Origin of the sequence: Nguyenibacter sp. L1, assembly GCF_035199985.1 — a bacterium.
In the GTDB taxonomy this organism is placed as follows: Bacteria; Pseudomonadota; Alphaproteobacteria; order Acetobacterales; family Acetobacteraceae; genus Gluconacetobacter; species Gluconacetobacter vanlangensis.
The window spans coordinates 1,752,695-1,778,206 of the sequence record NZ_CP127015.1 but is presented as its reverse complement, the minus strand read 5'-3'; the positions used below and the strand labels follow the sequence as shown (position 1 = coordinate 1,778,206).

The 25,512-nt window shown below is 67.3% G+C and carries 21 protein-coding genes; 15 read left to right on the top strand and 6 right to left on the bottom strand.

From position 1 onward, the window contains the following. Positions 1-559 precede the first annotated feature (559 nt). Positions 560-874, top strand: a complete 315-nt coding sequence (locus QN315_RS08105; RefSeq protein ID WP_323992813.1) for a hypothetical protein — start codon at positions 560-562, stop codon at positions 872-874. Between the two features lie 165 nt (positions 875-1,039). Here the strand turns inward: QN315_RS08105 and bla are convergent, their stop codons facing one another. Both bla and QN315_RS08095 read right to left on the bottom strand, forming a co-directional pair. After that, on the bottom strand, positions 1,040-1,945 hold the full coding sequence (gene bla, locus QN315_RS08100; protein WP_323992811.1) for a class A beta-lactamase: 906 nt from the start codon (positions 1,943-1,945) through the stop codon (positions 1,040-1,042). A 276-nt stretch (positions 1,946-2,221) separates the two neighbouring features. After that, positions 2,222-2,692 (bottom strand): Lrp/AsnC family transcriptional regulator, encoded by a 471-nt coding sequence (locus QN315_RS08095; RefSeq protein ID WP_176639383.1) that lies wholly within the window; start codon positions 2,690-2,692, stop codon positions 2,222-2,224. A 181-nt stretch (positions 2,693-2,873) separates the two neighbouring features. On the opposite strand from QN315_RS08095, the gene QN315_RS08090 reads away from it, so the two are divergent. From QN315_RS08090 to QN315_RS08040, 11 genes are all read left to right on the top strand, one after another. Beyond that, complete coding sequence (locus QN315_RS08090; protein ID WP_176639384.1) at positions 2,874-3,854, top strand: LysR family transcriptional regulator; 981 nt, start codon at positions 2,874-2,876, stop codon at positions 3,852-3,854. An 8-nt stretch (positions 3,855-3,862) separates the two neighbouring features. Further along, positions 3,863-5,353 (top strand): NAD(P)/FAD-dependent oxidoreductase, encoded by a 1,491-nt coding sequence (locus tag QN315_RS08085; RefSeq protein WP_323992809.1) that lies wholly within the window; start codon positions 3,863-3,865, stop codon positions 5,351-5,353. 312 nt (positions 5,354-5,665) lie between these two features. Then, the gene (locus tag QN315_RS08080) at positions 5,666-7,003 is read left to right on the top strand and encodes an MFS transporter (protein WP_323992807.1); all 1,338 of its coding nucleotides are present in this window, start codon (positions 5,666-5,668) and stop codon (positions 7,001-7,003) included. Positions 7,004-7,129: 126 nt separating this feature from the next. Next, complete coding sequence (locus tag QN315_RS08075; protein WP_323992805.1) at positions 7,130-9,544, top strand: TonB-dependent receptor domain-containing protein; 2,415 nt, start codon at positions 7,130-7,132, stop codon at positions 9,542-9,544. Between the two features lie 24 nt (positions 9,545-9,568). Then, positions 9,569-10,696 carry a hypothetical protein gene (locus QN315_RS08070; protein WP_323992803.1) on the top strand — a complete coding sequence of 376 codons (1,128 nt, stop codon included), beginning with the start codon at positions 9,569-9,571 and terminating at the stop codon, positions 10,694-10,696. 54 nt (positions 10,697-10,750) lie between these two features. Next, complete coding sequence (locus QN315_RS08065; RefSeq protein ID WP_323992801.1) at positions 10,751-11,554, top strand: hypothetical protein; 804 nt, start codon at positions 10,751-10,753, stop codon at positions 11,552-11,554. Between the two features lie 5 nt (positions 11,555-11,559). After that, positions 11,560-12,075, top strand: coding sequence for a cytochrome b/b6 domain-containing protein (locus QN315_RS08060; RefSeq protein ID WP_323992799.1), 516 nt, complete (start codon positions 11,560-11,562; stop codon positions 12,073-12,075). Between the two features lie 206 nt (positions 12,076-12,281). Further along, positions 12,282-14,063 (top strand): alpha-glucosidase, encoded by a 1,782-nt coding sequence (locus QN315_RS08055; protein WP_323992797.1) that lies wholly within the window; start codon positions 12,282-12,284, stop codon positions 14,061-14,063. A 108-nt stretch (positions 14,064-14,171) separates the two neighbouring features. Beyond that, the gene (locus QN315_RS08050; protein ID WP_323992795.1) at positions 14,172-15,617 is read left to right on the top strand and encodes a DUF2252 domain-containing protein; all 1,446 of its coding nucleotides are present in this window, start codon (positions 14,172-14,174) and stop codon (positions 15,615-15,617) included. A gap of 50 nt (positions 15,618-15,667) precedes the next feature. After that, complete coding sequence (locus tag QN315_RS08045; protein WP_323993329.1) at positions 15,668-17,362, top strand: SulP family inorganic anion transporter; 1,695 nt, start codon at positions 15,668-15,670, stop codon at positions 17,360-17,362. Between the two features lie 169 nt (positions 17,363-17,531). Beyond that, positions 17,532-18,239 carry a CBS domain-containing protein gene (locus QN315_RS08040; RefSeq protein ID WP_176640545.1) on the top strand — a complete coding sequence of 236 codons (708 nt, stop codon included), beginning with the start codon at positions 17,532-17,534 and terminating at the stop codon, positions 18,237-18,239. 26 nt (positions 18,240-18,265) lie between these two features. Here QN315_RS08040 and QN315_RS08035 read toward each other — a convergent pair whose 3' ends face one another. Next, positions 18,266-18,811 (bottom strand): hypothetical protein, encoded by a 546-nt coding sequence (locus QN315_RS08035; RefSeq protein ID WP_176640544.1) that lies wholly within the window; start codon positions 18,809-18,811, stop codon positions 18,266-18,268. Positions 18,812-18,900: 89 nt separating this feature from the next. After that, entirely contained in the window at positions 18,901-19,413 is a 513-nt protein-coding gene (locus QN315_RS08030; protein WP_323992793.1) for a GNAT family N-acetyltransferase, read from the bottom strand. A 185-nt stretch (positions 19,414-19,598) separates the two neighbouring features. Here QN315_RS08030 and QN315_RS08025 point away from each other — a divergent pair, with 185 nt between their 5' ends. Continuing rightward, positions 19,599-19,736: a hypothetical protein gene (locus QN315_RS08025; RefSeq protein ID WP_323992791.1), complete on the top strand. Its 138-nt coding sequence runs from the start codon at positions 19,599-19,601 to the stop codon at positions 19,734-19,736. Between the two features lie 66 nt (positions 19,737-19,802). Then, positions 19,803-20,201, top strand: coding sequence for a hypothetical protein (locus tag QN315_RS08020; protein WP_323992789.1), 399 nt, complete (start codon positions 19,803-19,805; stop codon positions 20,199-20,201). Between the two features lie 53 nt (positions 20,202-20,254). On the opposite strand, the gene QN315_RS08015 is transcribed toward QN315_RS08020, so the two are convergent. Together QN315_RS08015 and putA are read right to left on the bottom strand one after the other, a co-directional pair. Then, positions 20,255-20,695: a cupin domain-containing protein gene (locus QN315_RS08015; RefSeq protein ID WP_323993327.1), complete on the bottom strand. Its 441-nt coding sequence runs from the start codon at positions 20,693-20,695 to the stop codon at positions 20,255-20,257. A gap of 130 nt (positions 20,696-20,825) precedes the next feature. Continuing rightward, entirely contained in the window at positions 20,826-24,521 is a 3,696-nt protein-coding gene (gene putA, locus QN315_RS08010; protein ID WP_323992787.1) for a bifunctional proline dehydrogenase/L-glutamate gamma-semialdehyde dehydrogenase PutA, read from the bottom strand. 191 nt (positions 24,522-24,712) lie between these two features. Between putA and QN315_RS08005 the strand changes: the two genes are divergently transcribed. Then, positions 24,713-25,405, top strand: a complete 693-nt coding sequence (locus QN315_RS08005) for a GntR family transcriptional regulator (protein ID WP_323992785.1) — start codon at positions 24,713-24,715, stop codon at positions 25,403-25,405. Positions 25,406-25,512: the final 107 nt, after the last annotated feature.

The window sequence follows — 25,512 nt, the reverse complement described above, 5'->3', positions numbered from 1 at the left end:
TCGGCTGGGATCTCGGGCTGACATTCACCTCGGTCGGCCGCTTGGCCAGCCCGCCCGCGGCGGCCGCGTGACATGGCGGTGGGCCGGCTGAAATTTCTTTCAGCGATTCGCGTCGATTGTTTCTGTAATGCAAAGGATGCCCGGGCCGGGGCGGAGATGGGTGGCGGATGGAGCGGGGTGGATAAGACGGATCATCCCGTCTGATCTGGCTGTGGTGACAGATTGCAAGACAATTTGTGCTGCCTGGTGAAAAAAAATTGTCTTGTCGCCCTGTTTTTGAGACAGACAAACGATGGACAAATGAGGATAATAGGGATTGTCAGCGATCAGGTCGTCTATTGGCCCGGCTGGCCGGCCTGTCATTTTGCGACGTTATGTCCTGGGTGGCGGAGCCGCTACGGATATTGCCTGTTGTTCGTTCTGTTGGCAAAGGCGCGGCTTTTTACGGCCGGATCCATCTATTTTTTCGATATCGAATTTATATAGCGCGATATTGAGTTTGTTTATTTTAAAGTAACTTTTCCGCTTTAATCGACGGTGAACGGGAATGGGGGAAGCCATGCAGGGTGTGATGGAGCATGCGTCGCTGGAAACGCGCCTGGAGACGCTGGAGCGAAACGTGGCGCTGATCGCTGCGCAGCTTGAGCAATATCCGGTATCGGATATGCATCGGCGCACACGCATCCTGGCGCAGATGGTCGAGGGGCTGGCAAGCAGCCTGCGGGTGGTGGCGCGGCAGGACTCCGGTGCGCTGATCGAGCAGGTGGCGATCGACCAGGTGGCGGGGCCGGGGCGTGGTGGCCCAGGGCGTGGCGGCGTGGTTGCGCTGCATGCCGCGCGGGCGTTGCGCATGGCGCCGGGCGAGGGCGGGTAGACATCCACAGGATGTCGGGTCCGGGACAAGAGAGCCTGTCGCACGGCCGCTTGGCCGGTCCATGGGGCAGGTGGGCGGCCTGAACCAAGGGGGCCGGTTGTGCGTCGTCATGACGAAACCGGCTGGAGTGGGCCTTTGCGGGGCTGACCTTTCAGGTGGGGCTTTTCAGGTGGTTGCGAGCCTTGCCGCGGCCTGCCCGATCGCGGCGAACAATGTCGCGACCTCCTGCGGTGCGGGGTGGCCGCCCTGGGTATAGGCGCAGATGACGATGGGCGTATCCGGCCGTGGCCACGCGATCGCGATGTCGCCGAACGCGTCATGACCGTTATTGCCGGTCTTGTCGCCGATCCGCCAGTTGGCCGGCAGGCCGCCGCGCAGCCGGTTGGCGCCCGTCCGGCAATTTTCCATCCACTCGGCGAGTCGTCCGCGCGATGCCGGGGTGAGCACGTCCCCCAGCAGCAGGCGATGCAGGTTTCCGGCCATCGCGCGCGGGGTGGTGGTGTCGTGCGGATCGCCCGGCGGCGCACGATTCAGCATCGGCTCGTTATGATCGAGGCGGCTGATCGTGTCGCCGCAGGCTTGACGCCAGAAGCGGGTCAGGGCCGCCGGGCCGCCGATCCGGGCGAGCAGGAGATTGGCGCATGTATTGTCGCTCCACTCGACCGCGCCCTTGCACATCTCGCCGACCGGCAATGCGCCGCGCGCCAGGTTTTTACGCGCGACGGGGGCGTATTCGAGCAGGTCGCCGGGGCCGAATGCAACGCGGGCGGCCAGGTTGTCTTCGCCGCGGTCCACGCGGGCCAGCGTGCAGGCTGCGACCGACGCCTTGAAGGTGCTGCACATCACGAACCGCTCATCCGCCCGCCAGGCCAGTTCGGCGCCGGAGCGCATGTTCCGCGCATAGACGCCGATCCGGCCGCCGCTTGCATGCTCATAGTCCGCAAGGGCGGACGGCGCGGCCGGCCCCGCCCATGCGGGCGGGGCAAGGCCGATCATGCCCGCCGCCATGAAGCGCCGCCTGCATAGGGACATGGGCTTCCGGCTGTCGCCCGGCCCGCTGCGGTCATTCATTCGTTCATCCGTCCGGCCGTCCATCCATCCATCCATCCATCCACCCATCCATACAGGGCATTTTCCCATAGCATTTTCACTGAGCGCCGGTTCGGCGGACATGCCCTGCGTTGCGTTGTTATTTTATCGAGCACCTTCTCCTGTTCAAACGATTCCGTTTGAACGGAATCTGCTCTATCCGGCATTCCGGAGCCTTTTCCGTGCGTGGGACCGAGGGCGGGACCGAAACCGGGGCGGGCGGAACGTCGGGCGCCGAACCGAAGCGCGACCCGGCCGTCAGGAGGAGGGGAGGTGGGTGACCGGGAGGCTCTTCCGGTCCTTGATCGTCTCCATGGAAATATAGGCCGATATTTCGTGGATCTCGAGGCGCGATATCAGATTTTTGTAGATCGTGTCGTAATATTCGACGTTCGGCAGGACGATCTTGAGAATATAGTCGAAATTGCCGGTGACGCGATGGACTTCGACGATTTCGTCGATGTCGCTGACGGCGCTGCGGAACCGGTCCGGCCAGTCCTTGGTATGGTTGGCGACCTTGATCACCGCCATCATGGTGGTGGGCAGGTTGAGGCGTGCCTGGTTCAGCAGCAGCAGGCTGCCCCTGATATAGCCGTCCTGCCGGAGGCGGGCGAGGCGGCGCGAGCAGGCGGCCTGCGACAGGTTGACCCGTTCGGCCAGTTCGGAGAGGGGCATGCAGGCATCGGATTGATGGATCCTGAGGATCTGCCTGTCACGTTCGTCGAGCATGGGGGCGGTCCTGTTGCAGGCGGCGGCTATGGGGCGGGAGATCCGGAATGGTCATCGCTGATCGGGCCCTGTGACGTCCGGGGTCAGCTTATCATTCCAAAAATGGATAGCAATGCAAGAATCATGCCGTATGGGCATTTTCGGCTTGCGGCGCGGTCGGCGATGGACATAGGCTTGGTCCATGACGATGGACACGCTGGATTTCAAGCAACTGGAAGCGTTCTGCGCGGTCATGTCGACCGGCGGGATCACCGGGGCGGCGCGGCTGCTGGGCCGGTCGCAGCCGAACGTGTCGCGCCTGATCCAGGAACTGGAAAGCGTGCTGGGCTTTACGCTGTTCCTGCGCAACGGTCCGCGGATTTCGCCGACGGAGCATGCGCTGCAGTTCCATCCGGAGGCGGAACGGCTGGTCAGCACCTTCCGCCATGTCCGCGAGCGGGCGGAAGCGATCGCGGGGGGACGGGCGCCGTCCTTCGAGATCAGCGCCATTTCGTCGCTGGCCGTCAGCCTGGTGCCGCCGGCGCTGGCCTGCATTCCATCCGAGATGATGCCGCAGGCCCTGCACGTGCAGGTGACGGTGGTGGACCGGGTGACGCAGGCGGTGGCGGCCGGGGCGGCGGATTTCGGCCTGGCGAGCTTTCCGCTGAGCTATCCGGGGCTGGACGTGAAGTGGATCGGCGAATCCCCCAGCGTGGCGGCGCTGCGCCGGGACGATCCGCTGGCGAGGAAAATGGTGATTCCGCTTGCATCCTTTCTGGACCGCACGCTGATCACCATGTCCAATCCGTTCAAGCTGCGCTATCGGATCGACCGGGTGTTCGAGGCGGCGGGGATCGTGCCCAGGACGGTCCTGGACACCAATACCGGGGCGGCGGCGCTGGCGCTGGCCCGCGAGGGGCTGGGGGTGGCGATCGTCGATCCGGCGACGGCCTATGGCATGCCGTTCCGCGACCTGGTGCTGCGCCCGCTGGAGGCGCGGATTCCGTTTTTCTTCGGGGCCATCGCGGGGGCGTCGCGTCCCCTGTCGCCGGCCCTGGCGATGTTTTCCGATGCCGTCCTGGCGGCGGCCGAGCGGCTTCTTCCCGATTTTCGCCTGCATGAGACATTGAGCGCCGACCTGCTGGAAGATGCTCTGTACGGCGAACATCCTGTGCGAGAGTAGAGAATTCCATGACGACCATGATGGCGGAGCCGTGCGGCCCCGCGGAGATCGCAGGCGGTCTGGACCGGCTGGAAGAGCGGGTACGGCAGGACCTGGACTGGCTGGAACTGCCGGCGAAAAGCTGGGTGCCGGAACGGCGCCTGGAGGGACAGGTGGTGCGCGACGTCGTCATCATCGGCGGCGGCATGGCCGGATTGACGGTGTCGGGCACGCTGCTGCGCTATGGCGTGCGGAACCAGGTTGTCTATGACCGCGAACCGGCGGGGCGCGAGGGACCATGGGTGCGCTATGCCCGCATGCGTACCCTGCGCTCGCCCAAGACCCTGCCGGGGCCGTGCATGGGCCTGCCGTCACTGACCTTTCGCGCCTGGTACGAGGCGCGGTTCGGCGCCGACGCCTGGAGCGCGCTGGTGCGGATCCCGCGCGAGACCTGGATGGAATATCTGGGCTGGCTGCGGCGGATTCTGGAATTGCCGGTGCAGAACGAGACGGAACTGGCCGGGGTCGCGGCGCATGACGACGGCTTGCTGGCGCTGACCGTGCGGCGGGCCGGCGTGGAGGAGCGCGTCCTGTGCCGGCACCTGGTGCTGGCGACCGGACGGGACGGGCTGGGCGGCGCCTATGTGCCGCCGGTCATCGCCGCCCTGCCGCGGGCCTGCTACGCGCATTCGTCCGAGCCGATCGATTTCGCGGCGCTGCGGGGGCGGCGGGTCGTGGTCGTGGGGGCCGGCGCGTCGGCGATGGACAATGCGGCGACCGCCCTGGAGATGGGCGCGGCGCGGGTGGATCTGCTGATCCGCCGGAAAGATCTGCCGCGTGTCAACAAATTTACCGGAATCGGCAGCGCCGGCGTGGTACACGGATTCGTCGGGCTGCCGGATGCGTGGAAATGGCGGTTCCTGGATTACACGCTGGCGGCTCAGACCCCGCCGCCCCGGCCGAGCACGTTGCGCGTGTCGCGCCACGAGAACGCGCATTTCCATCTGAATTGCGCGCTGCGCGCGATTGCCGTCGAGGACGGGGCGTTGCGGATCGAGACGTCGCGCGGGACGTTGGGGGCGGATTTCATCATCGCGGCCACCGGCTTTGCCGCCGATATGGGACGGCGCCCGGAATTCGCCGGTTTTGCCGACAAGGTCCGGCTGTGGGGCGACCGGTTCCGGCCGGAGGCGGCGGACATGCCGTCGGGCGGCCTGAGTGCGGAACTGGCCGGATCGCCCGACCTGGGGCCGGGGTTCGCGTTTCAGGAGCGCGAGGAAGGATGCTGTCCGTTCCTGAAATATATTCATTGTTTCTGTTTCCCGGCGACCTTGTCGCATGGCAAGGTCAGCGGGGATATTCCGGCGATCAGCGAGGGGGCCGACCGGCTGGCGCGGCAGGTGGTCAGGAGCCTTTTCGTGGAAGATCGCGCCGTACACTACGAAAATCTGGAAAGTTTTTCGGTCGCCGAACTGCAGGGCGATGAATGGGTGGATGCGCCGCTGCCGCAGGAGGCGTGAAGGAGAGGTTCGCCGGGCCCGCGCCGATCCTTGCGGGCCGGGAGGATGGCGCAGCGATGCGCATTTGAGGGGAAAGGCGGCGGATTCGTTCCGCAGGATCGGGCTGGAGTGCAAAAACCTTGCGGCGCCGCATCCATTTTATAACGATAACGCAACATAATTGTTCGTTGTATATGATATATGTTTTATAAATCGACCCGGCCGAGCGCCGGGGTCTGATTAATCACTGAATTAAATAGTATAATCAAAATAAATCATATTGACCCGAGTATAATGCCGATATAGGCGTATTGCACAGTTTGTGGTGGGGTTATGAGAGCGACGTCGGATAACGAGAAACCGGGTGGCGGAAGGCAGGGTGGCCGGGGGCTGGCCGTGCTGGCCGCCATTTCGGGCAATGCCTTCGAATGGTACGATTTCGGTGCCTTCGGTTTCATGACGCCGGTGATCAGCGCGCTGTTCCTTCCGAAGGCGCAACTGGGCGAGGCGACCGTCGTGCTGTTGACCACCGCGCTGTTCGGGGTGGGATTCGTGACGCGCCCGCTGGGGGGGATCGTGCTGGGGCTGTATGGCGACCGCCATGGGCATCAGCGGGCGATGGTGCTGGGCATGGTGATCATGGCGGCGGCGATGGCGTTGATGGCCTTCGCGCCGCCCTATCGCACCGGGGGGATCGTGTCGGTGGCGATCGTGGTCGTGGCGCGCCTGCTGCAGGGGTTTTCGGTGGGCGGCGAGTTCGCGACCTCGACCACCAGCCTGATCGAGATGGCGCCGCCGGGGCGGCGGGGTTTCTTCGGGTCGTGGCAGATGACGGGACAGGTGCTGGCGCAGATCATGGGGGCGGCGCTGGGATATGCCGTCACGACCCTGTTCAGCCATGCGCAGCTTTATGCCTATGCCTGGCGTATTCCGTTCCTGTTCGGCCTGGCGATCCTGCCGCTGGTGTTCGTGCTGCGGCGCCTGGGGGCGGCCCGGCGGCATGCGGGTGCGTTCGCGGCGGATGCCGGCGCCTCGGCGGGCACCGCGCTGGCCAGCCTGCTGGGGCAGCGGCGGCAGATCCTGACCGGCATGGGGCTGGTCGCGGCCAGCACGGTGTCGTTCTATATCATCTATGCCTATGTCGTGACCTATGCCACGACGATCCTGCACCTGCCGATGGCCCATTCCTATCAGGTGCAACTGGTCGCGGCGGGCGCGATGGTGCTGGTGGTGCCGTTCAGCGGCTATCTGTCCGACCTGTATGACAGGCGGACGATCATGACGGCGTCGCTGCTGCTTTATGCCGTCATGACCCTGCCGCTCTATGCCTGGCTGGTGGCCGCGCCGTCGATCGCCCGGCTGGTGGTGGTGCAGATCGCGCTGTCGGTCACCAGCGGCATGTTCCTGGGCACCTACTGCACCTTTCTGGTCGAGCTGGTGTCGCGCGAGGCGCGGGCGACGGCGCTGGCGGTGATGAACAATGTGGTGGTGCTGCTGGTCGGCGGCTTTGCGCAGTTCATCGTCACCTGGCTGGTCCGGGCGTCGGGTCTGAAGATCGCGCCGTCCTTCTTCGTGCTGGGCGGGGTGCTGATGGGATTGGCGGCGCTGGCCAGCCTGCCCGCGCGGCGGCCGCGGATGCGTGGCGCCGAATGTGCCCGTTCGGGCGCGTGACGGGCGGGCCGTGATCCGGACTGAGTCCCGGTAGCGGGCATGGGCTTTGGGGCACGCGCCGGCCGGAACGTTAAAATGTTACGATATAACAACTAAATGACCTTGTTCGTGATGCAGGAGAGAGCGATGCGCAAAGACCAGTTGCTGGCCACCACGATTGCGGCCACCCTTGTGACCACCGCCGCCCTGGCGCCGGCCGGGCCGGCCCGGGGGGCGAGCCAGCCCCCGCCCGGCAGCGCGGCCCCGGTCGCACCGGCGGTGAAGAAGGCGCCGTCCGGAAAACCGGCCGGGACAGGGACGGAAACGGGGGCGCGGGGTGCGCCTTCGGTCGAGGAAGTCGATGTGCGGGGCGCCATTTATCGTCACACGGGCGGCGGATTGATGTCGCGCGAGACCGCGCCCAAGGCGATCAGCGCGGTGACGCAGGCCTATATCAGCCGGCAGAGCCCGAGCGCCACCGCGCTGACGCTTGTCTCCATGATGCCGGGGGTGAATTTCGCCGCGGCCGATCCGATGTCGGCCACCGACCAGGCGGACATGTCGTCGCGCGGCGTGGACCAGCCGGAGATCGGCTATATCTTCGAGTCGGTGCCGTTGAATTTCTCGCTGACCGGCAATCCGAACACCACGGCCTGGGCGGATTCGGAGAACATGGCGCGGATTTCCTTCGCCCAGGGGGCGTCGGAGATCCAGGACCCGACCTTCAGCGAGGTGGGGGGATTGCTGCGGGCGGCCATGCGCGATCCGGCGGACAATTTCGGCGGCGCGTTCGATGCGAGCTATGGCAGTTTCGACATGCATCGCGAGTTCGTACGGCTGGATAGCGGCTATATCGGCCATAGCGGGGTGAAGGCCTATATCTCGTTTTCCGACATGATGGTGCGGAACTGGCGCGGCCTGGGGCCGAACCACCGGCGGCACGTCGATTTCAAGGCCGTCAAGGACTGGTCCGCCGACAGCCATACCAGCCTGGCGGTGACCTATAACGATCTGCTGAAATCGGCCTATACCCAGCCGACGATGGCGCAATGGCTGAAGCAGGGGGTGAACTACAATTATCCGGGCACCTATACCCCGGGACAGACGACCTATTACAAGAACTTCATCAATGTGTGGCAGGCGATCGTCGTCAGCATGCCGTCGGACCTGCGGCTGACGCGGCATCTGCGCCTGAACGTCACGCCCTATATGTCCTGGGCGCGGGGCTATGCGCCGGCCGGGACGCTGCTGAACGTGGCGGGGAATTACTACGGCCGCAGTTTCTATCCGGAGAATCTGGGCTTTGCGCCGACCAACGCCGCGCATACCCAGTTCAACGCCATCAGCACCAACGTGATCCAGGATACCTATGCCGGGTTCAACACCTTTCTGACCGCGCATTACGGGCGGTCGGAGACGCTGTTCGGCTATTGGTACAATTTCGACAACGGGCATATGGATTATTTCTACCAGGGGGTCGGCGCGAACGGGATCGCGCCCGATCCGACCGGGGAGAAGGCGATCACCTTCGCCAACGGGGTGCGGCTGTCCAACCAGCTCGGCAACATCACGACGCAGACCAATGCGCTGTACGTGTCCGAGAAGATCGGCCTGATTCCCGATCACCTGGATCTGTATGCGGGGTTCAAGGAAGTGATGATGAGCCGCGATGCCCAGAACCAGATTCCGGGCACGGCCTATGTCCATGCCAACAGCGCGCATCCGCTGCCGCGCGTGTCGCTGAACTGGCGGCTGAACGACACGCATCAGTTCTTCATCGACGCGACGACGAATTTCCGAGTTTCGCCGGGGAACAATCTGTTTACCTCCTATAACATCAATAACGGGCATATCGCCCATCAGGGCGCCGCGGGGCCGGACGAATATGCGATCGGCGAGGAGGTGGGCTATCGCTATAATGGGCCGGTGCTGGCGTCGGTCACCTTCTTCAACACCAACATCACCAACCGCCAGATCGTGACCATCATCAACGCCAACCAGATTTCGGGCACGGTCAGCGGCGGTGGCCAGACCAATCGCGGCGTGGACGGCGAGGTGGCGACCAGGCCGTTCCATCACGTGACGGCCTATGTCTCGGGCGAGTATCTGCACGCCACCGAGGACAATAATATCCGCGCGATCGCGACCAGCGGCCTGGTGGATTACCTGCCGTCGGCCGGGAAGATCGCAGTGCGCAGCCCGAAATGGCAGGCGGCGCTGGGCCTGGCCTATGATGACGGCACGTTCTTCGGCGACATGAACCTGAAACATATCGCGTCGCAATATTCGACCTTCATGGATGACGAGAAGATGCCCGCCTACACCAACGTCAATATGAGCGTGGGGGTGCGCGGGTCGGATTGGGGATGGCTGAAGCGTCCGGAATTCCGGCTGAACTTCATCAATGTCGGGGATGCGCATTACCTGTCGGGCGTGGCGAGCCCGGTGGCGACCGCCAGGGGGGCGCGCGGCATCTATGGCGGCAAGATCGCGGCGGGCAGCGCGTCGTACTATGTCGGACCCGGCTTTGCCATGCTGGGCACGATTTCGACGTCGTTCTGAGCCATAGGGGAGAGAGGAGAAGGCATGATGCGGAAATCGTCCATTGGGCTGACGGTGGCGCTAGGAATGCTGGCCGGCGTGGCGGGGGTGGGGGCAGCGGGGTGGGCCGCCCCCGCCGGACCTGCCTTTGCCGCGGGACGGGATGCCGCCTGGCGCCTGGCGGGGGAAGTCGCGTTTCCGGACGTCAAAAGCGGGCCCTATTCGGATTACGTGACGACGGATACGCGCCGGCACCGCGTCTTCACGACCATGCAGGCCAGCAAGGAGTTGGTGGTGTCCGATTACGAATCGGACAAGGTGATCAAGGTGATTCCCGGATTCGGCAACCCGCACGGCGTGGTCTATCGCGGCGATACGGACCGGCTTTATGTGTCGGACGGGGCGGGAAAAATCGAGGTGTATGACGGCGCCAGCTATGCGCACCTGAAGACCATCGCGCTGCGGCCGGGAGTGGATGGCGTCGTCTATGACCCGCAGGACAAGAGACGGATCTATGTCGCCAATGGCGGCGACGATGCGGGCGAGGCGACGGCGCATCTGTCGGTGATCGACACCGACCTGGACCGGGTGGTGGCGGACTGGGTTTTTCCGACCCCGGTGCTGGAGCAGGGGGTAATCGATCATGCGGAGGGGCGGATGTATCTGAACCTGCCGATGAAGGCCGCGCTGGCGGTTATCGACCTGAAAAGCGGGCGGATCGCGGCGCAATGGGCGGTGCCGTCCTGCGGCAGGAACATGTCGGTCGCCCTGTCGCGCGCCTGGAACCGTCTGTTCGTCGCGTGCCGCAACAGTTCGATGCGCGGGGTGATCGTCGCGTTCGACCTGAAGACGGGGGCGGTCAACAAGGTGCTGCCGTCGCGCGGGTGGATCGACAGTCTGTGGCTGGACGAGAAGCGGCGGCGGATCGTCGATTCCTCGGGTGACGGGGTGGTGGAGACCTATGTCTATACCCCGGATGACGCCGCCTCGGGCGTTTCGGGCCCGGGTGGGCGGTCGGGCGGGCAGTATCGGAAGGCCGACGATGTGGAGACGTCGGTGATGGCCAAGACCAGTTATTTCGACCCGGTGGCGGATCGCCTGTTCGTCTCGGTGCCGCATCTGGGTTTTCCGACCGACTATGCGAAGGTGATGATATTCCGGCCCGTCGAATAGAAACGGCCAGGTCTTTCCCTTGTACGTAAACACAAAAACATCACGAGGTTGTTCATGAGCTGGATATTCCGGATGCGGGCCCTGGCGTGTGTCGCCGGCCTGGCGGCGCCTGTCGCGTCGCCCGCCATGTGGCCTGCGGTCTCGTCCGCCCGGGCCGATGAAATCCATCAGGACGGGCCGACCACGCTGGCGATCTTCTATCGGGCCAAGCCGGCGGACCGGCCGGCCTTTCGCCGCTATCTGCTGGATCGCGAACTGGACCGGCTGGCCGCGTGGAAGAAGGGCGGCGTGCTGAAGAATTACCAGATCCTGTATAATCCCTATGTGGATTCCCAGACCTGGGATGCCGCGGCCCTGCTGGAGTTTCCGTCCTATGCCCAGGTGGGGCAGTGGCAGGCGATCGAGCAGACCGCGCCGGGCGGGCTGGATGCGGCGGGGCTGGCGCTGGCCCGGCCGGTGCAGACCTATTCGCTGGATCTGCGCTGGACCGAGGGGGGCGGCGATCCGAACCGGGGGATCTATTACATCATCAACTACACTGTGGGGAACGACGAGAACTGGAAGAAGTGGGACGTTTCCTTCAAGGGGTACGGGCTGCCGCAGATGCATGGCTGGATCCGCGACAAGGCGTTGATCAGCTATCGGATGTATACCAACCGCTATGATTCCGGCGACCGATGGGACGAATTGCTGCTGCTGCAATATCGCGACCTGGCCGCGCTGGGGCAGCGGGACGCGGAAATGGCCAAGGTGCGGGCCGAACTGGCCCGGGACCCGAATTTCAAGCCGCTGATCGACCATGTCCATGCGTTCCATACCGAGGGCAATGACGTGCTGGGCGTCCCGCTGGTGAAATGAGCGGGGTGCGATTCCTCGGTGAGGCGGAGCGGCATCCGCCCGCGCTGCGGGCGGTGCACTGGCTGACGGCGGGGCTGGCGGCGTGTCTGTTCGCGACGAACTGGCTGCGCGAGGGAAGTGCGCATGGCAGCGCGATCCGGAAATTCTGGCTGCAGAGCCACGAATTGGCCGGATGCGCGGTCTTCGGGCTAACGTTGCTGCGGTTGGGGCTGCGGCTGGGGCTGCGCAAGGCGGGCGGGACGGCGCGTCCGGCGCGGATGCTGCATGGCGTCTTTTACGGGTTCCTGCTGGTGCTGCCGGTCTTCGGCCTGCTCTGGGCGCTGTTCGGGGCGTCGGCGAAAATCGCGTTCTGGACCTTGCCGGCCCCGGCGGCGCGGAATCCGGCGGTGGTCGAGCTGGCCAGCAGGATCCACAGCCATGTCGTGGCCTATGTCTTTCTGGCGCTGATCGGCATACATGGCTTGGCGGCGGCGTGGCATGGGTTGGTCCGGCGGGACGGGGTGGTGCGGCGGATGTTGTGAGTGCTTGTGGGCGCGCAAGGATGGGGGTGGCGGGTGCGTCTTGTTCTTTTTTGAAAAAAAAGAACCAAAAAACTTTTGAACATTGGGAGAATGTGCTGGGAGCGCGCAAAGCTCCAAAACGAATAAAAGTCTTTTTGCTTCTTTTTCTTCAGAAAAAGAAGAGACTTTCACGATTGGCTCCATAGGACCGGAGGACGAAGAATTTGGTGATATCGCGAAGGGATGTCGCGAAACTGGGGGCGTCCCTGCTGTTGGCGCCGGCGGGGGTGCGGGCGGCGCGGGGGGCGGCCGTGCCGTGGTGGAAGCGGGCGGTGGCCTATGAGATCTATCCCCGGTCCTTCCAGGACGGGAATGGGGACGGGATCGGCGATTTTCGCGGCATGGCCGCGCGGGTCGATCATCTGGCCGACCTGGGCGTCGATGCGGTGTGGGTCGCGGCCTGTTTCGATTCGCCCAATGCCGACAACGGGTATGATGTGCGGGATTATCGCAGGATCATGCCCGATTTCGGCACGATGGCGGATTTCGACCTGTTTCTGTCGCGCGCGCGGGCGCGGGGCATCCATGTCATCCTGGACATGGTGTTCAACCATACCAGCGACGAGCATGAATGGTTCGTGCGGAGCCGGCAGTCGCGGGACGACCCGTATCGCGATTTCTATATCTGGCGCGACGGGCGCGACGGCGGACCGCCCACCGACTGGCAGGCGGCGTTCGGCGGTCCGGCCTGGCAGTTCGACGCGCGGACGGGGCAATATTACCTGCATACCTTCGTGGCCAAGCAGCCCGACCTGAATTGGGAGAATCCCCAGGTCCGGGCGGCGTTGTACGATATCCTGCGCTTCTGGGCGGCGAAGGGGGTCAGCGGGTTCCGTTTTGATGCCATTACCAGCCTGGCCAAGCCGTCGGCGATGCGCGACCTGACGCCGGCGCAGCGGGCGGGTTCGGGCGCGTTCGCCGAGATCGGGCCGCGCCTGGAGGGGTATCTGCATGACATGTACACGCATGTCTTTGCCGGGACCGACCTGTATACGGTGGGCGAGGCATGGGGCGCGCCGCACGCGGCCATTGCCGCGATGACCGACGACCGGCGCGGCGGGCTGAATTCGGCCTTTCGGTTCGACCTGCAGTTGCAGGACATCAGGGGCTGGCGCAAGACGCCGTGGCGGCTGGAGGCGATGCGCGCCTTCAATGCCGACAATGCGTTCGACGATGATCCGCATGTCTGGCCGCTGGTCTATCTGGAGGATCACGATTTTCCGCGAGCGGTGTCGCGCTATGGTTCGGCGCGGCCGGAATTCCGCGAGCGGTCGGCCATGCTGCTGGCGACGATGCTGCTGTCGCTGAAGGGTACGCCCTTCATCTATCAGGGCCAGGAAATCGGCATGGCCAATTATCCGTTCACCGCCATCGACCAGTATCGCGACGTGGCCGCGCATCAAGGCTGGCGCGACGAGGTGTTGTCCGGGCGGGTGCCGGCGGCGACCTATCTGGCCAATCTGGCGCAGAGCAGCCGGGACAATGCGCGCACGCCGATGCAATGGGACGGGTCGGCGCATGCGGGCTTTACCACCGGGGTGCCGTGGCTGGCGGTCAATCCCGACCATGTGCGGGTCAATGTCGCGGCCCAGCAGGGGGTGGCGGGGTCGGTCCTGTCCTTCTATCGGCGGATGATCGCCTTGCGTCGCGCACGGTCCTGCCTGGCGACGGGACGTTACCAGGACGTGAGTCCGGAGGGGCGGCAGGGGGATGTGGACCGTCCGGGGGGGCGCACCGGGGGCCTCTATGCCTATCTGCGGCGGGATGAGGCCGGGGCGGCGCTGGTGGTGCTGAATTTTTCGGATGCGGCGGCGCGCTATGCGCTGCCGGACGGCATGGCGGCGGAGCGGGTGCTGATCGGCAACCTGCCGCATCCGGCGGCGGCTGTGGGCGGGGTGCTGGTGCTGCGGCCGTGGGAGAGCGTGATCTACGCGGTGCGGCCCGGCTAGGGCTGACCGGCTAGGGCTGAAAGGACTGATCGGCAGGGGGGACGCGGCCGGGGCGCCGCACGATTTTGGGGCGTGACGGCCGAGGTGCAAGCGGTCAAAGATGCGGCCATGAGCGTGTATCATGCCGATCTGCCTGCCCTGAATCCCAACGGGGCCCTTGCCACCCGCGAAGAGCGTCATGCCAGGGGCATGGCCCTGCGCAAGACGTTGCCGCGCCGGGGCCATGCGGAATGGGCGCCGGCCGGCGACCGGGGCGACCCGGTGGCGATCCTGGAGCGGCAAGGCGCCGGGCGGATCGCCAGCCTGCTGCCGGTGCGCTATGCGCGCATGGCGGCCTCGCCGTTCGCGTTCCTGCGCGGGGCGGCGGCGGTGATGGCGGCGGACCTGGCGCATACCGCCTGGGCCGGGCCGCGCGTGCAGAGCTGCGGGGATTGCCATCTGGCGAATTTCGGCAGCTATGCCTCGCCCGAGGGGCAGCCGGTTTTCGACCTCAACGATTTCGACGAGACGCTGCCTGCGCCGTTCGAATGGGATATCAAGCGGTTGGGGGCCTCGCTGGTGCTGGCGGGGCTGGAGGAGGGGCTGTCGGAGGACAAGGCGCGGGGCCTGGCCGAGGCGGCGGCGCGGGCCTATGCGGAGGAGATGGAGCGTCTGGCGCCGCTGACGCCGATGGAGATCTGGACCAATCGGATCGACCTGATGGCGGCGATCGACGATTTTTCCGACCGGAAGGCGCGGCGGCGGATGCGCGCGATGCTGGAGGCGCGGCTGGAGAGCGCCAAGCTTCATTTCGGGCTGGTGGCCGACGACCGGGGGGCGCCTTCGCTGCGCGAGAAGCCGCCGCTGGTGATGCGCCTGCCGGAGAATGACGACGCGGTGCGGGGGGCCTTTGCCCGCTATGTCGCCACCCAGCCGCCCGAGCGCGGGATCCTGCTGTCGCGCTATCGGCTGCGGGATGTGATCTTCAAGGTCGTCGGGGTGGGCAGCGTGGGGACGTTCTGCGCCATCGGCCTGTTCGCCACCGCGGACGGCGACACGCTGCTGCTGCAGATCAAGGAGGCGCAGGATTCGGTGCTGGCGCCGTTCGCCGGGGCGTCGAATTTCCGCAACCAGGGGCAGCGGGTGGTGACGGGCCAGCGCATCATGCAGGCGGCAGCCGATGCGTTCCTGGGCTGGACCCACAGTGCCGAGCAGGACGAGGCGGAGGATATCGTCCGTTCGTCGGGCCATTCCTTGAGCCATTCATTATCGGGGGCGGGGCGGCAATTCTATGTCCGCCGGGTGAAGGATACGCGGCTGGCGGCAGTGGGCGCCGAGTTCGTCGCGGATTCGCTGCCGGATTACGCGCCGCTATGCGGCCGTACCCTGGCGCGGGCGCACGCGCGCACCGGCGATGTGGTGATGCTGTCGGCCTATCTGGGCCGGGGGCGGGCTTTCGCCGAGGCGATCGGCGCGTTCTCGGTGCTGTATGCCGAGCAGACGCGCCGGGACTGGAGCCTGTTCAAGGAGGCGATCGCGGCTGGCCGGCTGCCCGCCTGGTCCGGGGCCGCCTGACCGGCGGCCCGGGGACGATGGGGATGCTGGGGGCGCGATTGACGCGCCTGATGCGGGGCCTGGCGGCGCGGGGCTCCGGGGGGATGCGGGCCGCCTGGGCGAAGGATGCGCTGGCGGGGCTGACCCTGGCCTCGATGAACATTCCGCAGGTGCTGGGCTATACGCGCATCGCGGTCATGCCGGCCGTCACGGGCCTGTATACCGTTCTGCTGCCGCTGGTCGCGTTCGCCGTGCTGGGATCGTCGCGCCACCTGGTGGTGGCGGCGGATTCGGCGACGGCGGCGATCTTCTCGAGCGCGCTGGCGCCGATGGCCGCGCCGGGCAGTCCGCATTACGTGGCGCTGGTGGGGATGCTGACCCTGCTGTGTGCGGGGTTCCTGCTGGTGGCGCGGCTGTTTCGGCTGGGGTTCCTGGCGGATTTCTTCTCGCGCACCGTGCTGGTCGGGTTTCTGGCCGGGGTGGGGGTGCAGGTGGGCATCGCCATGAGCCGCGACATGCTGGGGGTGGCGGCGCCGGCCCATGACCCGTTGCTGCAACTGGTGCAGGTGGCGCGGGCGCTGCCGCGGGCGCAGGGGCTGACCGCCGCGATCTCGGCCCTGGTGGCGGCGATATTGCTGGCGGGCGACAGGCTGGCGCCGCGGGCGCCGCTGGCGATGGTGGCGGTGATCGGGGGAATCGCGGCCAGCCGGGCGTTCGGCCTGGCGGGGCGCGGGGTGGCGGTGATCGGGCCGATCGCGGGCGGGTTGCCGGCTTTCGGCGTGCCGGACGTGAGCTGGAACGAGGCGATCGGGCTGCTGCCGGCGGCGATGTCCTGCGTCTTCGTCGTCATCGCGCAGAGCGCGGCCACCGCGCGGGCCTTCGCCCTGCGTTTCCATGACGCGCTGGACGAGAATGCCGACATACTGGGCCTGAGCGCCGCCAACGCGGCGGCGGCGTTGAGCGGGGCCTTCGTCGTCAACGGCAGCCCGACCCAGACGGCGATGGCGGTGCGGGCGGGCGCGCGCAGCCAGCGGGCGCAGATCGTCTTCGCGCTGGCGACGCTGCTGGTGCTGCTGATGCTGACGGGGCCGTTGCGCGACCTGCCGCGCTGCGTGCTGGCCGCGATCGTCTTCACGGTGGCGATCGGCATGATCGACTGGCGGGCGATGTGGGCGATCCGGCGCGAAAGTCCGGGGGAGTTCCGCCTGGCCATGATGACCGCCGCCGCGGTGGTCGGGATCGGGGTGGAGCAGGGGATCTTCCTGGCGATCGCGCTGTCGCTGTTTCGCCATGTGCGCCATTCCTATCGCCCGCATACGATGGTGCTGCGCCAGGACCCGGAGACGGGGCAACTGGAGCCGGCGCCGGTGACGGCGGACGGGCAGATCGCGCCCGGCCTGGTGGCCTATCGCTTCGGCGCCGACCTGTTCTATGCCAATTGCGCGCGCTTCACCGACGATGTGCATCTGCTGGTCGACCACGCACCCGTGCCGGTGCGCTGCCTGGTGGTGGATGCCAGCGCGATCACCGACATCGATTTTTCGGCGGCCGGGGCGCTGCGCGACCTGCTGGCCGAATTGCGCGGGCGGGGCGTGTCGGTGCTGTTCGGGCGGGTCAGCCCCTATCTGCGCGCCGACATGGAGCGGCATCGGATCATCGCGGCCGAGGACCCGCATGCCAATTTCGCGTCGCTGCATCCGGCGCTGGCGGCGGCACGGGAGATCGTCCGGGCCGGCGCCGAGGGCGGCGCGCCGGCGCGGACGTGATCCCGCGCGCGGGGGCGGGGCCGTCGGGGGCTGGGGTCATCGGGGGCCGGGGCCATCACATTTGCACGACCTGGCGCGGCGCGGCGTATCGCCCCGGAGCGGCGGGCTTGCGGGGCGGTGCGGGGGTGAACATCTGCCCCGGCATCATTGTCTGGAGGGGAGCCGTGTCATGCTTGCCAGGGACATCATGACGTCTTCGGTCATCGGAATCGCGCCGACCGATACGATCGACAAGGCGATGTCGGTGATGTTGTCGCGCGGGGTCAGCGGCCTGCCGGTGATCGCCGAGGACGGCGCGCTGCTGGGCATGCTGACCGAGGGCGACCTGTTGCGGCGCAGCGAGCTGGAGACCGAGCCCAGCCATTCCTGGCTGGGCGAATTGCTGCGCTCGCCCGGGCGAGCGGCGGCGGAATACGTGCATACCCACAGCCGTCACGTGGCCGACGTGATGACGGACGAGCCGGTGACGATCGCCCCGGACGCCAGCCTGCGCGAGGCGGTGGACGTGATGAGCAGCCGCCGGGTGAAGCGCCTGCCGGTGGTGGAGGATGGCCGGGTGGTGGGAATCCTGTCCCGGGCGGATGTGCTGCGCGCCCTGCTGCGGACGGTGCCGCGGGAGCCGGGTGCTGCGACGGATGCCGAGATCGAGCAGGAGATCGTCGCGGAATTTCAGCGCCAGGCCAAATGGGCGGGCGAGGATTTCGTGCATGTCAGCGTGCAGAACGGCGTGGTCGAACTGACCGGCACCATCATGGACGAGCGGCTGCGCACGGCCGCCCGCGTGGCGGCGGAAAATACCCGCGGCGTGGTGGCGGTCGAGGATCATCTGGTCGCGGTGCAGCCGATGACGGATGCGGCCATGCCGATGTCCATCTGAGCGGCGCGGCGCCTGGCGGTGCCGGGTCAGGAACCGACGGCGAGGGCGCTGACGGTGGGGGCGCTGGAGGTGCTGGAGAGGGCGGTGAACCCCAGGCGGCCCAGATAGGCGAGGCGGGTGGCGGGCACGATGTCGCCGATATGCCCTTCCAGGATGCGGGCATAGCCGGTGATGGCGGTTTCGATCAGCGCGGAGCCGGCGGCGATGCCGGTGAACAGGGTCCCGACCTCGTCGCGCAGATGCCATATGTCGCCGCGCAGGCAGGCATGTTCGGCATGGCGGAAGCCGGGGACGATGTCCTTCAGCACCGGGGTGAGGAGTTCGGTGGCGTCGATTGCATGGCGGACGAAGGCGTTGCATTGCTCGTCGGGCACGAAATAGCCGGCGGCGTCGCCCTGCAGCATCATCAGGCCGGGGCGTGGCTTCCTGTCCTGCAGCAGGCGGGTGCGCACCACGATCCGCTGGGTGTCCGATCCGGTTTCCGAGGTGACCAGGAGCGTGCCGACCGGCGTGGCCAGAAGGTCGGGCGTGACACGCATGCGCGACAGGGGAATGGTCGCCAGAATGATCATGTGCGCCTTCTTTTTGGTCTCGGCCGTGTCGGGGCATAACCACCGGCGCGCATGGCGGTTGCATGGCGGCCGGAGGAGGCGTCGGGCGGTCAGCGCCCGGGACGATCCAGCATCAGGCAGGGCACGTCGCGATAGGTCGTCCGGCCGAAGATCCGGTAGCCGAGATGCTGGGCCAGGCGCAGGGATGGGGCGTTGTCGGGCTGGATGAGGCAGACCGTGCGTGCCGGCGCGTGGGTGCGCGCCAGCCAGTCGTGGGCGGCGCGGACGGCTTCCTGCGCCAGGCCGCGCCCGTGGGTGGCGCGGGTCATGATCCATGCGGCCTCGGGCACGCCGTCGAAGTCCGGCCCCAGGCCGCGATGGAAATCGGCCAGTCCGACCTCGCCCAGGAAGCGGCCGTCGGCGCGGTCGGTGACCGCGAACAGGCCGTAGCCCAGCAACGCCCAATGGCCGGCATAGCGCAGCAGGCGATTCCATGCGTCCTCACGCGTGGGGGCCGGGGCGGAGATGAAGCGGAACAGGTCGCGGTCGCGGAACATCGCGTACCAGTCTTCGAAATCCGCGATGCGGTGCGGGCGCAGGATCAGCCGGGATGTTTCGATCATGGCGTGATGCCATCAGTCGCCGTGGCCAGTGTCAAGCGCGGCGTGAACGACGTTGCGATTCCATTCGGGTTTTTCGAAATTCCGGCGGGTGTCTTGTCTCTTTCGCGTGATGCCGGGGGGCGGATCTTTAACGGCGCGGGGTGTGGATTACATCTCGGTCGTATTTCGGGCTGGGGAGGCTGGCCGTGTTGCAACTTATGGAGCCGCATCGCGCGTTCAAATGGGAACGGCGGGCGGTGCCGTCCATGCTCGATCAGGTCGGCATGGCGTTGTTGATCCTGTTTACCATCGGCTGCGTGATCCTGTTGCTGATCCTGGGCTAGCGGGCGCGCCGGTGGCTTGAGGGTGGTGGTTCGGGCATCGGGAATGCCCGTTTTTTGGAAAGCATGATGAAGAAGCGGTCCTTGCGCGCGGCGCTGTGCCTCGCGCTGATGGCCGGCCTGGCCGCCTGTGCGGAGAATGGGCCGGAGACGGTCTGGTACAATTATGATGCAGCGACCTATGAGGGGGTGCCGGGATATTGGTCGTACGGGTACTGGCCGTACGGGTTCTATTCTTACGGGTACTGGCCTTATGGTTCCGGGCCGTTCGTGATCATCGCGCCGCGCGAGCATGAGCGGTTCGAACGGTTCGAACATCGTGGCATGGTGGGACGTCCCTTCATGCACGGTGGCATGACCCATGGTGATATGGTCCATGGCGATATGGTCCATGGAGGGGCGGCCCATGCTGGGATGGCCCATGGGGGCGGCGGCCATCCGGTGCATTTCGTCCAGCCGGAACGGTAAATGACCGGCGAGCGGGAGCCGGCGGATGGAGTGCATGTCCGCCGGACGGGGCGTCAATATTCCGGCTTCTCGCCCTTTGCCGGGATCGAGGTCGGGGTGCCGGGGGTGCCGGAATACGTGATGAGCAGCACCGTGCGTGTGTCGCCGGACGCGCCGCGATGGACGTCGTTCACGGATTCGGCAAAGGATTCCCCAGTATGGAATATCCGGGATTTTCCGGTTTCGCGGTCGGTGATGGTCAGTTGGCCTTCGAGCACGTAGCCGGCATTGGGAACCGGATGTTCGTGCCAGGGCAGGGCGGTGTGCGGCGGGATGATCAGGCGGATCATCGTCAGTTGCGGCCGTGTCGTCGGGTAATGGGTGTAGGCGGTGCCGTTCCAGGAATGATCGGCCTGCAGCAGGATGTCGCGATGGCCGGTGGCCACCGTCTGGGCGTGGGCCGGGGCGGCCAGGGATGTCATGGCGAATGGTAGGGCGAATGGCAGGGCGCGCATGGCCATGCGGGTGCGTGCTGTCATGTGGGACCTCCTGGACGCGATGGTGCCCACGATGGTGCCTGAGCGGGGAGGGGCCGCAGGTTAAAAAATCCTCCATTCCGTTCACGGGTTTGCGTGAGGATCTGCTCTAGCTCAGCGTCATGAGCGAGGCGTTGCCGCCGGCGGCGGCGGTGTTGATGCTGAGCAGCCGTTCTTCCAGCAGCCATTCGGGCAGGGGGCCGTCTGGCGTCAGGGTATGGATGGTGACGATCGGGCCGCTGTCGCCGCCGAGGCGGTTCAGGGTTGCCAGGGCGTCCGCAAGGGTGGGGCTGCCGGGTTCGGCCAGGATGAGGGCGGGGAGGGTGGCGCCCGGTGTGCCGAGCAGCGTGGCCAGGGCGTCGGGATCCGGCACGGCGCGCACGCGGGCTTGCAGGCTGGGCGGGAGATCGCGGGGCCAGGCGGCGGCGGGTGCCAGCAGGAGCACGGTGTTGCCCGCGGCCAGCGCCAGGCTGGTAGCGCGGTGGGCAGCGGCCAGCGTATCCGCCACGCACAGCACCGTGCCGCGCGGATGGAGCGACCAGAGATTGGTCTCGCCCACCGGGCCGGGCATGGCGATTTGCAGCCCGTACAGGGTCGAGTCGGGGAGGATGTCGGGGCGGGCGTCGGCCGGGGTGGCTTCGGGGGGCGTGGGCGGGATGAAAGGGGGGCAGGCGGCGAGCAGGCGGCGCAGGGTCAGCGGGCCGCCGGCCTTGGGGCCCGTGCCGGACAGGCCGCGCCCGCCGAAGGGCTGCACGCCGACCACCGCGCCGATCGTGTTGCGGTTGACATAGAGATTGCCCGCCGCGATCCGTCCGGTAACATGGTCGATCGTCTCGGCGATGCGGGTGTGCAGGCCGAAGGTCAGGCCGTAGCCGGTGGCGTTGATCGCGTCGATCAGCCGGTCGAGATCCTGGCGGCGCCAGCGCAGCACGTGCAGGACGGGCCCGAAGATCTCGCGCCCGATTTCGGCGATATCGTCGATTTCGATCAGGGTGGGGGGCAGGAAGTGGCCGCCCGGGACCGCGTCGGGGATGGCGGGTGCGAAGATGCGCGCCCCGTTTTCGCGCATGCGCGCGATGTGCGCCGCGATGCCGGCGCGGGCCTGTTCGGTGATGACGGGGCCGATATCGGTGTGCAGCTTCGCCGGATTGCCGACATGCAGCTCCTGCATCGCGCCGCGCAGCATGGCGAGCACGCGATCGGCGCAGTCGTCCTGCAGGCAGAGGACGCGCAGCGCCGAGCAGCGCTGGCCGGCGCTGTCGAAGGCCGAGGCGATGACGTCGGTGACCACCTGTTCGGCCAGAGCCGAGGAATCGACGATCATCGCGTTCTGGCCGCCGGTTTCGGCGACCAGCGGCACGGGTTGCCCGTTGGCGCCGGTGCGGCCGGCCAGTTGGGCGGCGATCAGGCGCGCGACCTCGGTCGAGCCGGTGAACATCACCGCGCCGATGCGGCGGTCGGCGACCAGGGCCGCGCCGATTTCGCCCGTGCCGGGCAGGAATTGCAGCGCGCCGGCCGGGATGCCGGCCTGATGCAGGATCTGCACCGCGCAGGCGGCGATCAGCGGCGTTTCCTCGGCCGGCTTGGCCAGCACCACGTTGCCGGCGGCCAGCGCCGCCGATACCTGGCCCATGAAGATGGCGAGCGGGAAGTTCCAGGGGCTGATGCATACCGCCACGCCCAGCGGCCGGTGGGTCGCATTGTCGAAATCGCGGATTCCGGCCGCGTAATAGCGCAGGAAATCCACGGCCTCGCGCAGTTCGGCCACGGCGTTGGGATAGGATTTTCCGGCCTCGCGCACCGTCAGGCCGATCAGTTCGGCCTGAGGGGATTCCAGCAGGGCGGCGGCGCGTTCGAGGCAGGCGGCGCGCGACGAGGGGGGGCGGGCGGACCAGTCCGGCAGGGCGGCCAGCGCGCAATCGACCGCGTGGGGCACCAGGCCGGGCGTCGCGGCGCGGACCGTGCCGGGATTGTCGTCGGGACAGGCGGGGTTGGGGACGGGTTCGGGGGGCGCGGCCGGCGTCGCGCCGCCGTCGGCGAGGACAGGGGCGGCGAGGATCGGGGCGGCGTGCCAGCTTTGCGGGCCGTCCGCCATGCCCCGGGCCAGGGCGGCGAGAGTGGGTTCGTCGGCCAGGTCCACGCCTGCCGAATTGCGCCGCGCCGTGCCGAACAGGGCGGGCGGGCAGGCGATGCCGGGATGCGGCGCGCCGAGCGGCAGCCCGTCGGCGGCGGCCAGCGCGCGGGCGGTGGCGACCGGGTCGGCCACCAGCCGGTCCAGCGGGATGGCGGCGTCGCCGATCTGGTTGACGAAGGAGGAATTGGCGCCGTTTTCCAGCAGGCGGCGCACCAGATAGGCCAGCAGGGTCTCGTGCGAGCCGACCGGCGCGTAGATGCGGCAGGGGCGATCGAGGTTCGCGGTGCCCACGACGTGGTCGTAGAGGGATTCGCCCATGCCGTGCAGGCATTGGAATTCGTAGTCGCCGTGCCGGAAGCCGTCGCCGGCCATGGCATGGATGCTGGCGACGGTGCGGGCATTATGGGTGGCGAATTGCGGGAACAGCGCGTCGCCCGCCGCCAGCATTTTCCGCGCGCAGGCGAGGTAGCTGATGTCGGTGTGGCACTTGCGGGTATAGACGGGGAAGTCCGCCAGGCCGTCGACCTGGGCTTTCTTGATTTCGCTGTCCCAATAGGCGCCCTTGACCAGCCGGACCATGATGCGGCGGCCGGTGCGTCGGGCGAGGGCGATGATCCAGTCCAGCACCGCGGGCGCGCGCTTGCCGTAGGCCTGGACCACGAAGCCGATGCCGTTCCAGCCCGCGAGGCCGGGATCGGCGCAGAGGGCGTCGAGCAGGTCGAGCGACAGGTCCAGCCTTTCGCTTTCCTCGGCGTCGATGTTCAGGCCGATATCGTAGCGGCGGGCCAGGCGGGCCAGGTGCAGCAGCCGGGGCAGCAGTTCGGCCATCACCCGGTCGCGCTGGGCGCGCGCGTAGCGGGGATGGAGGGCCGAGAGCTTGATGGACAGGCCGTCGCGGTCAAGGATATCGCGTGCGGTCGCGTTTTGCGCCGATCGGCCGATGGCGTGCAGGGCGGTTTCGTAGTCGCGGAAATAGCGGCCGGCGTCGGCTTCGGTCAGCGCGGCCTCGCCCAGCATGTCGAAGGAATAGCGGAAGCCGCGGTCATGGCGCGCGCGGCTGGCGCGCAGGGCGGCGTCGATCGTCTCGCCGCAGACGAATTGTTCGCCCATCATGCGTATGGCGACGTCGACGGCGCGGCGGATCAGCGGTTCGCCGCCGCGCGCGAGCAGGCGGCGGAGCGCGCCGGCCAGCCCGTGCCAGCGTTCCGGCCCGACCAGCCGGCCGGTGATCACCAGCCCCCAGGCCGCCGCGTTGACGAAGAGCGGACGGCCGCGCCCGACATGGGCCAGCCAGTCGCCGCCGCCGATCCGGTCGCGGATCAGCGCGTCGCGGGTGGCGTCGTCTGGGATGCGCAGCAAAGCCTCGGCCAGGCACATCAGCGCCACGCCTTCCTGCGAGGAGAGGGAGAATTCCTGGACCAGGGCCTCGACCCCGCCGGGGCGGCGGCCGGTGCGCAGGGCCTGGGCCAGGGTTCGGGCGTCGGCGTCGGCCCGGGCCGCCTGTTCCGGAGACAGGGTGGCGTCGTCGATCAGGGCCGCGACGCAGTCCGGCTCGGCCTGGCGGATGGCGGCGGCGATGCGCGCGCGCAGGGGATCGCGTGCCGGCAGGGCGGCGGCCAGCGCCGCGGTCGGGGGCGGGAAGGAGGACGGGTCCGGGACGGGCTGGGTCATGGCGGGGCGCGGCTTGGCTGCTGAAGGGGGGAGGTGAAGGGATCGTTCCCGCTGCTTAACAGATCATATATGATTCGCAAGTGCGTATATGATTTTGTGCGTGATTATGATGGGTGCGTGACAGGGTGATCTTGCATCGGGCCGGGCGGAGGGCGAGTTTGGGGGGCGATCAGAGCGGGAGGGAGAAGATCATGTTGCCGGAGAGCCTGTTCATCCGTGCCACGGAGGAGCCGCGGGGGCTGGCTTCGGAATGGGTGGGCAATGCGCTGCGCCAGGCGATCCTGGACGGGCACCTGGCCGACGGGCAGTCCCTGCGGCAGTCGGAGCTGGCCGGCGCGTTCGGGGTGAGCACCATTCCGGTGCGCGAGGCGCTGAAGCAACTGGAAGTCGAGGGGCTGGTGGCGTTCCAGCAGAATCGCGGCGCCACGGTGATCGGCCTGTCGGAAGAGGACATCATCGATTTTTCCGAGATCCGTGCCTCGCTGGAGGAGATGGCGGCGACGCAGTCGGTGCGGCGGATGACGCGGGTCGACCTGGCGCGGGTCGAGGACGCGTATGAGGCGTTCGTCGCCGGAACCAGCGACGCCCCGGATGGCATGGCGCGGTCGGGTCCGCTGAACTGGGCGTTCCATGGCGCGATCTATGCGGCCTGCGGCCGGCCGCGCCTGCTGGAGATGATCGAGGGCGTGCATCGGCGGGTCGATCGTTATATCCGCGCGCATCTGGAGATCGCCGGGCGGAAGGCCGAGACCGATGCCGAGCATCTGGCGCTGCTGGCGGCCTGTCGCAGCCGGGACGCGGAGGGGATCGGGGCGCTGACGCGGCGGCATATCCTGGATGCGGCGCGGATTTCGGTCGACGTGCTGCGCCGGCGGCGCGGATAGCCGGCGCGGATAGCCGGTGCGGATTGGGCACCGGTGCCCGAAAGGCACCGGAAAACGCGCTGCCCCACATCGAACCGGCAACGAAACATTGAACGATCGGAGGGGAG

Coding starts and splice junctions, on each gene's coding strand:
- QN315_RS08105 (WP_323992813.1), top strand. CDS start 560: ATGCAGGGTGTGATGGAGCATGCGTCGCTGGAAACGCGCCTGGAGACG.
- bla (WP_323992811.1), bottom strand. CDS start 1,945: ATGAATGACCGCAGCGGGCCGGGCGACAGCCGGAAGCCCATGTCCCTA.
- QN315_RS08095 (WP_176639383.1), bottom strand. CDS start 2,692: ATGCTCGACGAACGTGACAGGCAGATCCTCAGGATCCATCAATCCGAT.
- QN315_RS08090 (WP_176639384.1), top strand. CDS start 2,874: ATGACGATGGACACGCTGGATTTCAAGCAACTGGAAGCGTTCTGCGCG.
- QN315_RS08085 (WP_323992809.1), top strand. CDS start 3,863: ATGACGACCATGATGGCGGAGCCGTGCGGCCCCGCGGAGATCGCAGGC.
- QN315_RS08080 (WP_323992807.1), top strand. CDS start 5,666: ATGAGAGCGACGTCGGATAACGAGAAACCGGGTGGCGGAAGGCAGGGT.
- QN315_RS08075 (WP_323992805.1), top strand. CDS start 7,130: ATGCGCAAAGACCAGTTGCTGGCCACCACGATTGCGGCCACCCTTGTG.
- QN315_RS08070 (WP_323992803.1), top strand. CDS start 9,569: ATGATGCGGAAATCGTCCATTGGGCTGACGGTGGCGCTAGGAATGCTG.
- QN315_RS08065 (WP_323992801.1), top strand. CDS start 10,751: ATGAGCTGGATATTCCGGATGCGGGCCCTGGCGTGTGTCGCCGGCCTG.
- QN315_RS08050 (WP_323992795.1), top strand. CDS start 14,172: ATGAGCGTGTATCATGCCGATCTGCCTGCCCTGAATCCCAACGGGGCC.
- QN315_RS08045 (WP_323993329.1), top strand. CDS start 15,668: ATGCGGGGCCTGGCGGCGCGGGGCTCCGGGGGGATGCGGGCCGCCTGG.
- QN315_RS08040 (WP_176640545.1), top strand. CDS start 17,532: ATGCTTGCCAGGGACATCATGACGTCTTCGGTCATCGGAATCGCGCCG.
- QN315_RS08035 (WP_176640544.1), bottom strand. CDS start 18,811: ATGATCATTCTGGCGACCATTCCCCTGTCGCGCATGCGTGTCACGCCC.
- QN315_RS08030 (WP_323992793.1), bottom strand. CDS start 19,413: ATGATCGAAACATCCCGGCTGATCCTGCGCCCGCACCGCATCGCGGAT.
- QN315_RS08020 (WP_323992789.1), top strand. CDS start 19,803: ATGAAGAAGCGGTCCTTGCGCGCGGCGCTGTGCCTCGCGCTGATGGCC.
- QN315_RS08015 (WP_323993327.1), bottom strand. CDS start 20,695: ATGCGCGCCCTGCCATTCGCCCTACCATTCGCCATGACATCCCTGGCC.
- putA (WP_323992787.1), bottom strand. CDS start 24,521: ATGACCCAGCCCGTCCCGGACCCGTCCTCCTTCCCGCCCCCGACCGCG.
- QN315_RS08005 (WP_323992785.1), top strand. CDS start 24,713: ATGTTGCCGGAGAGCCTGTTCATCCGTGCCACGGAGGAGCCGCGGGGG.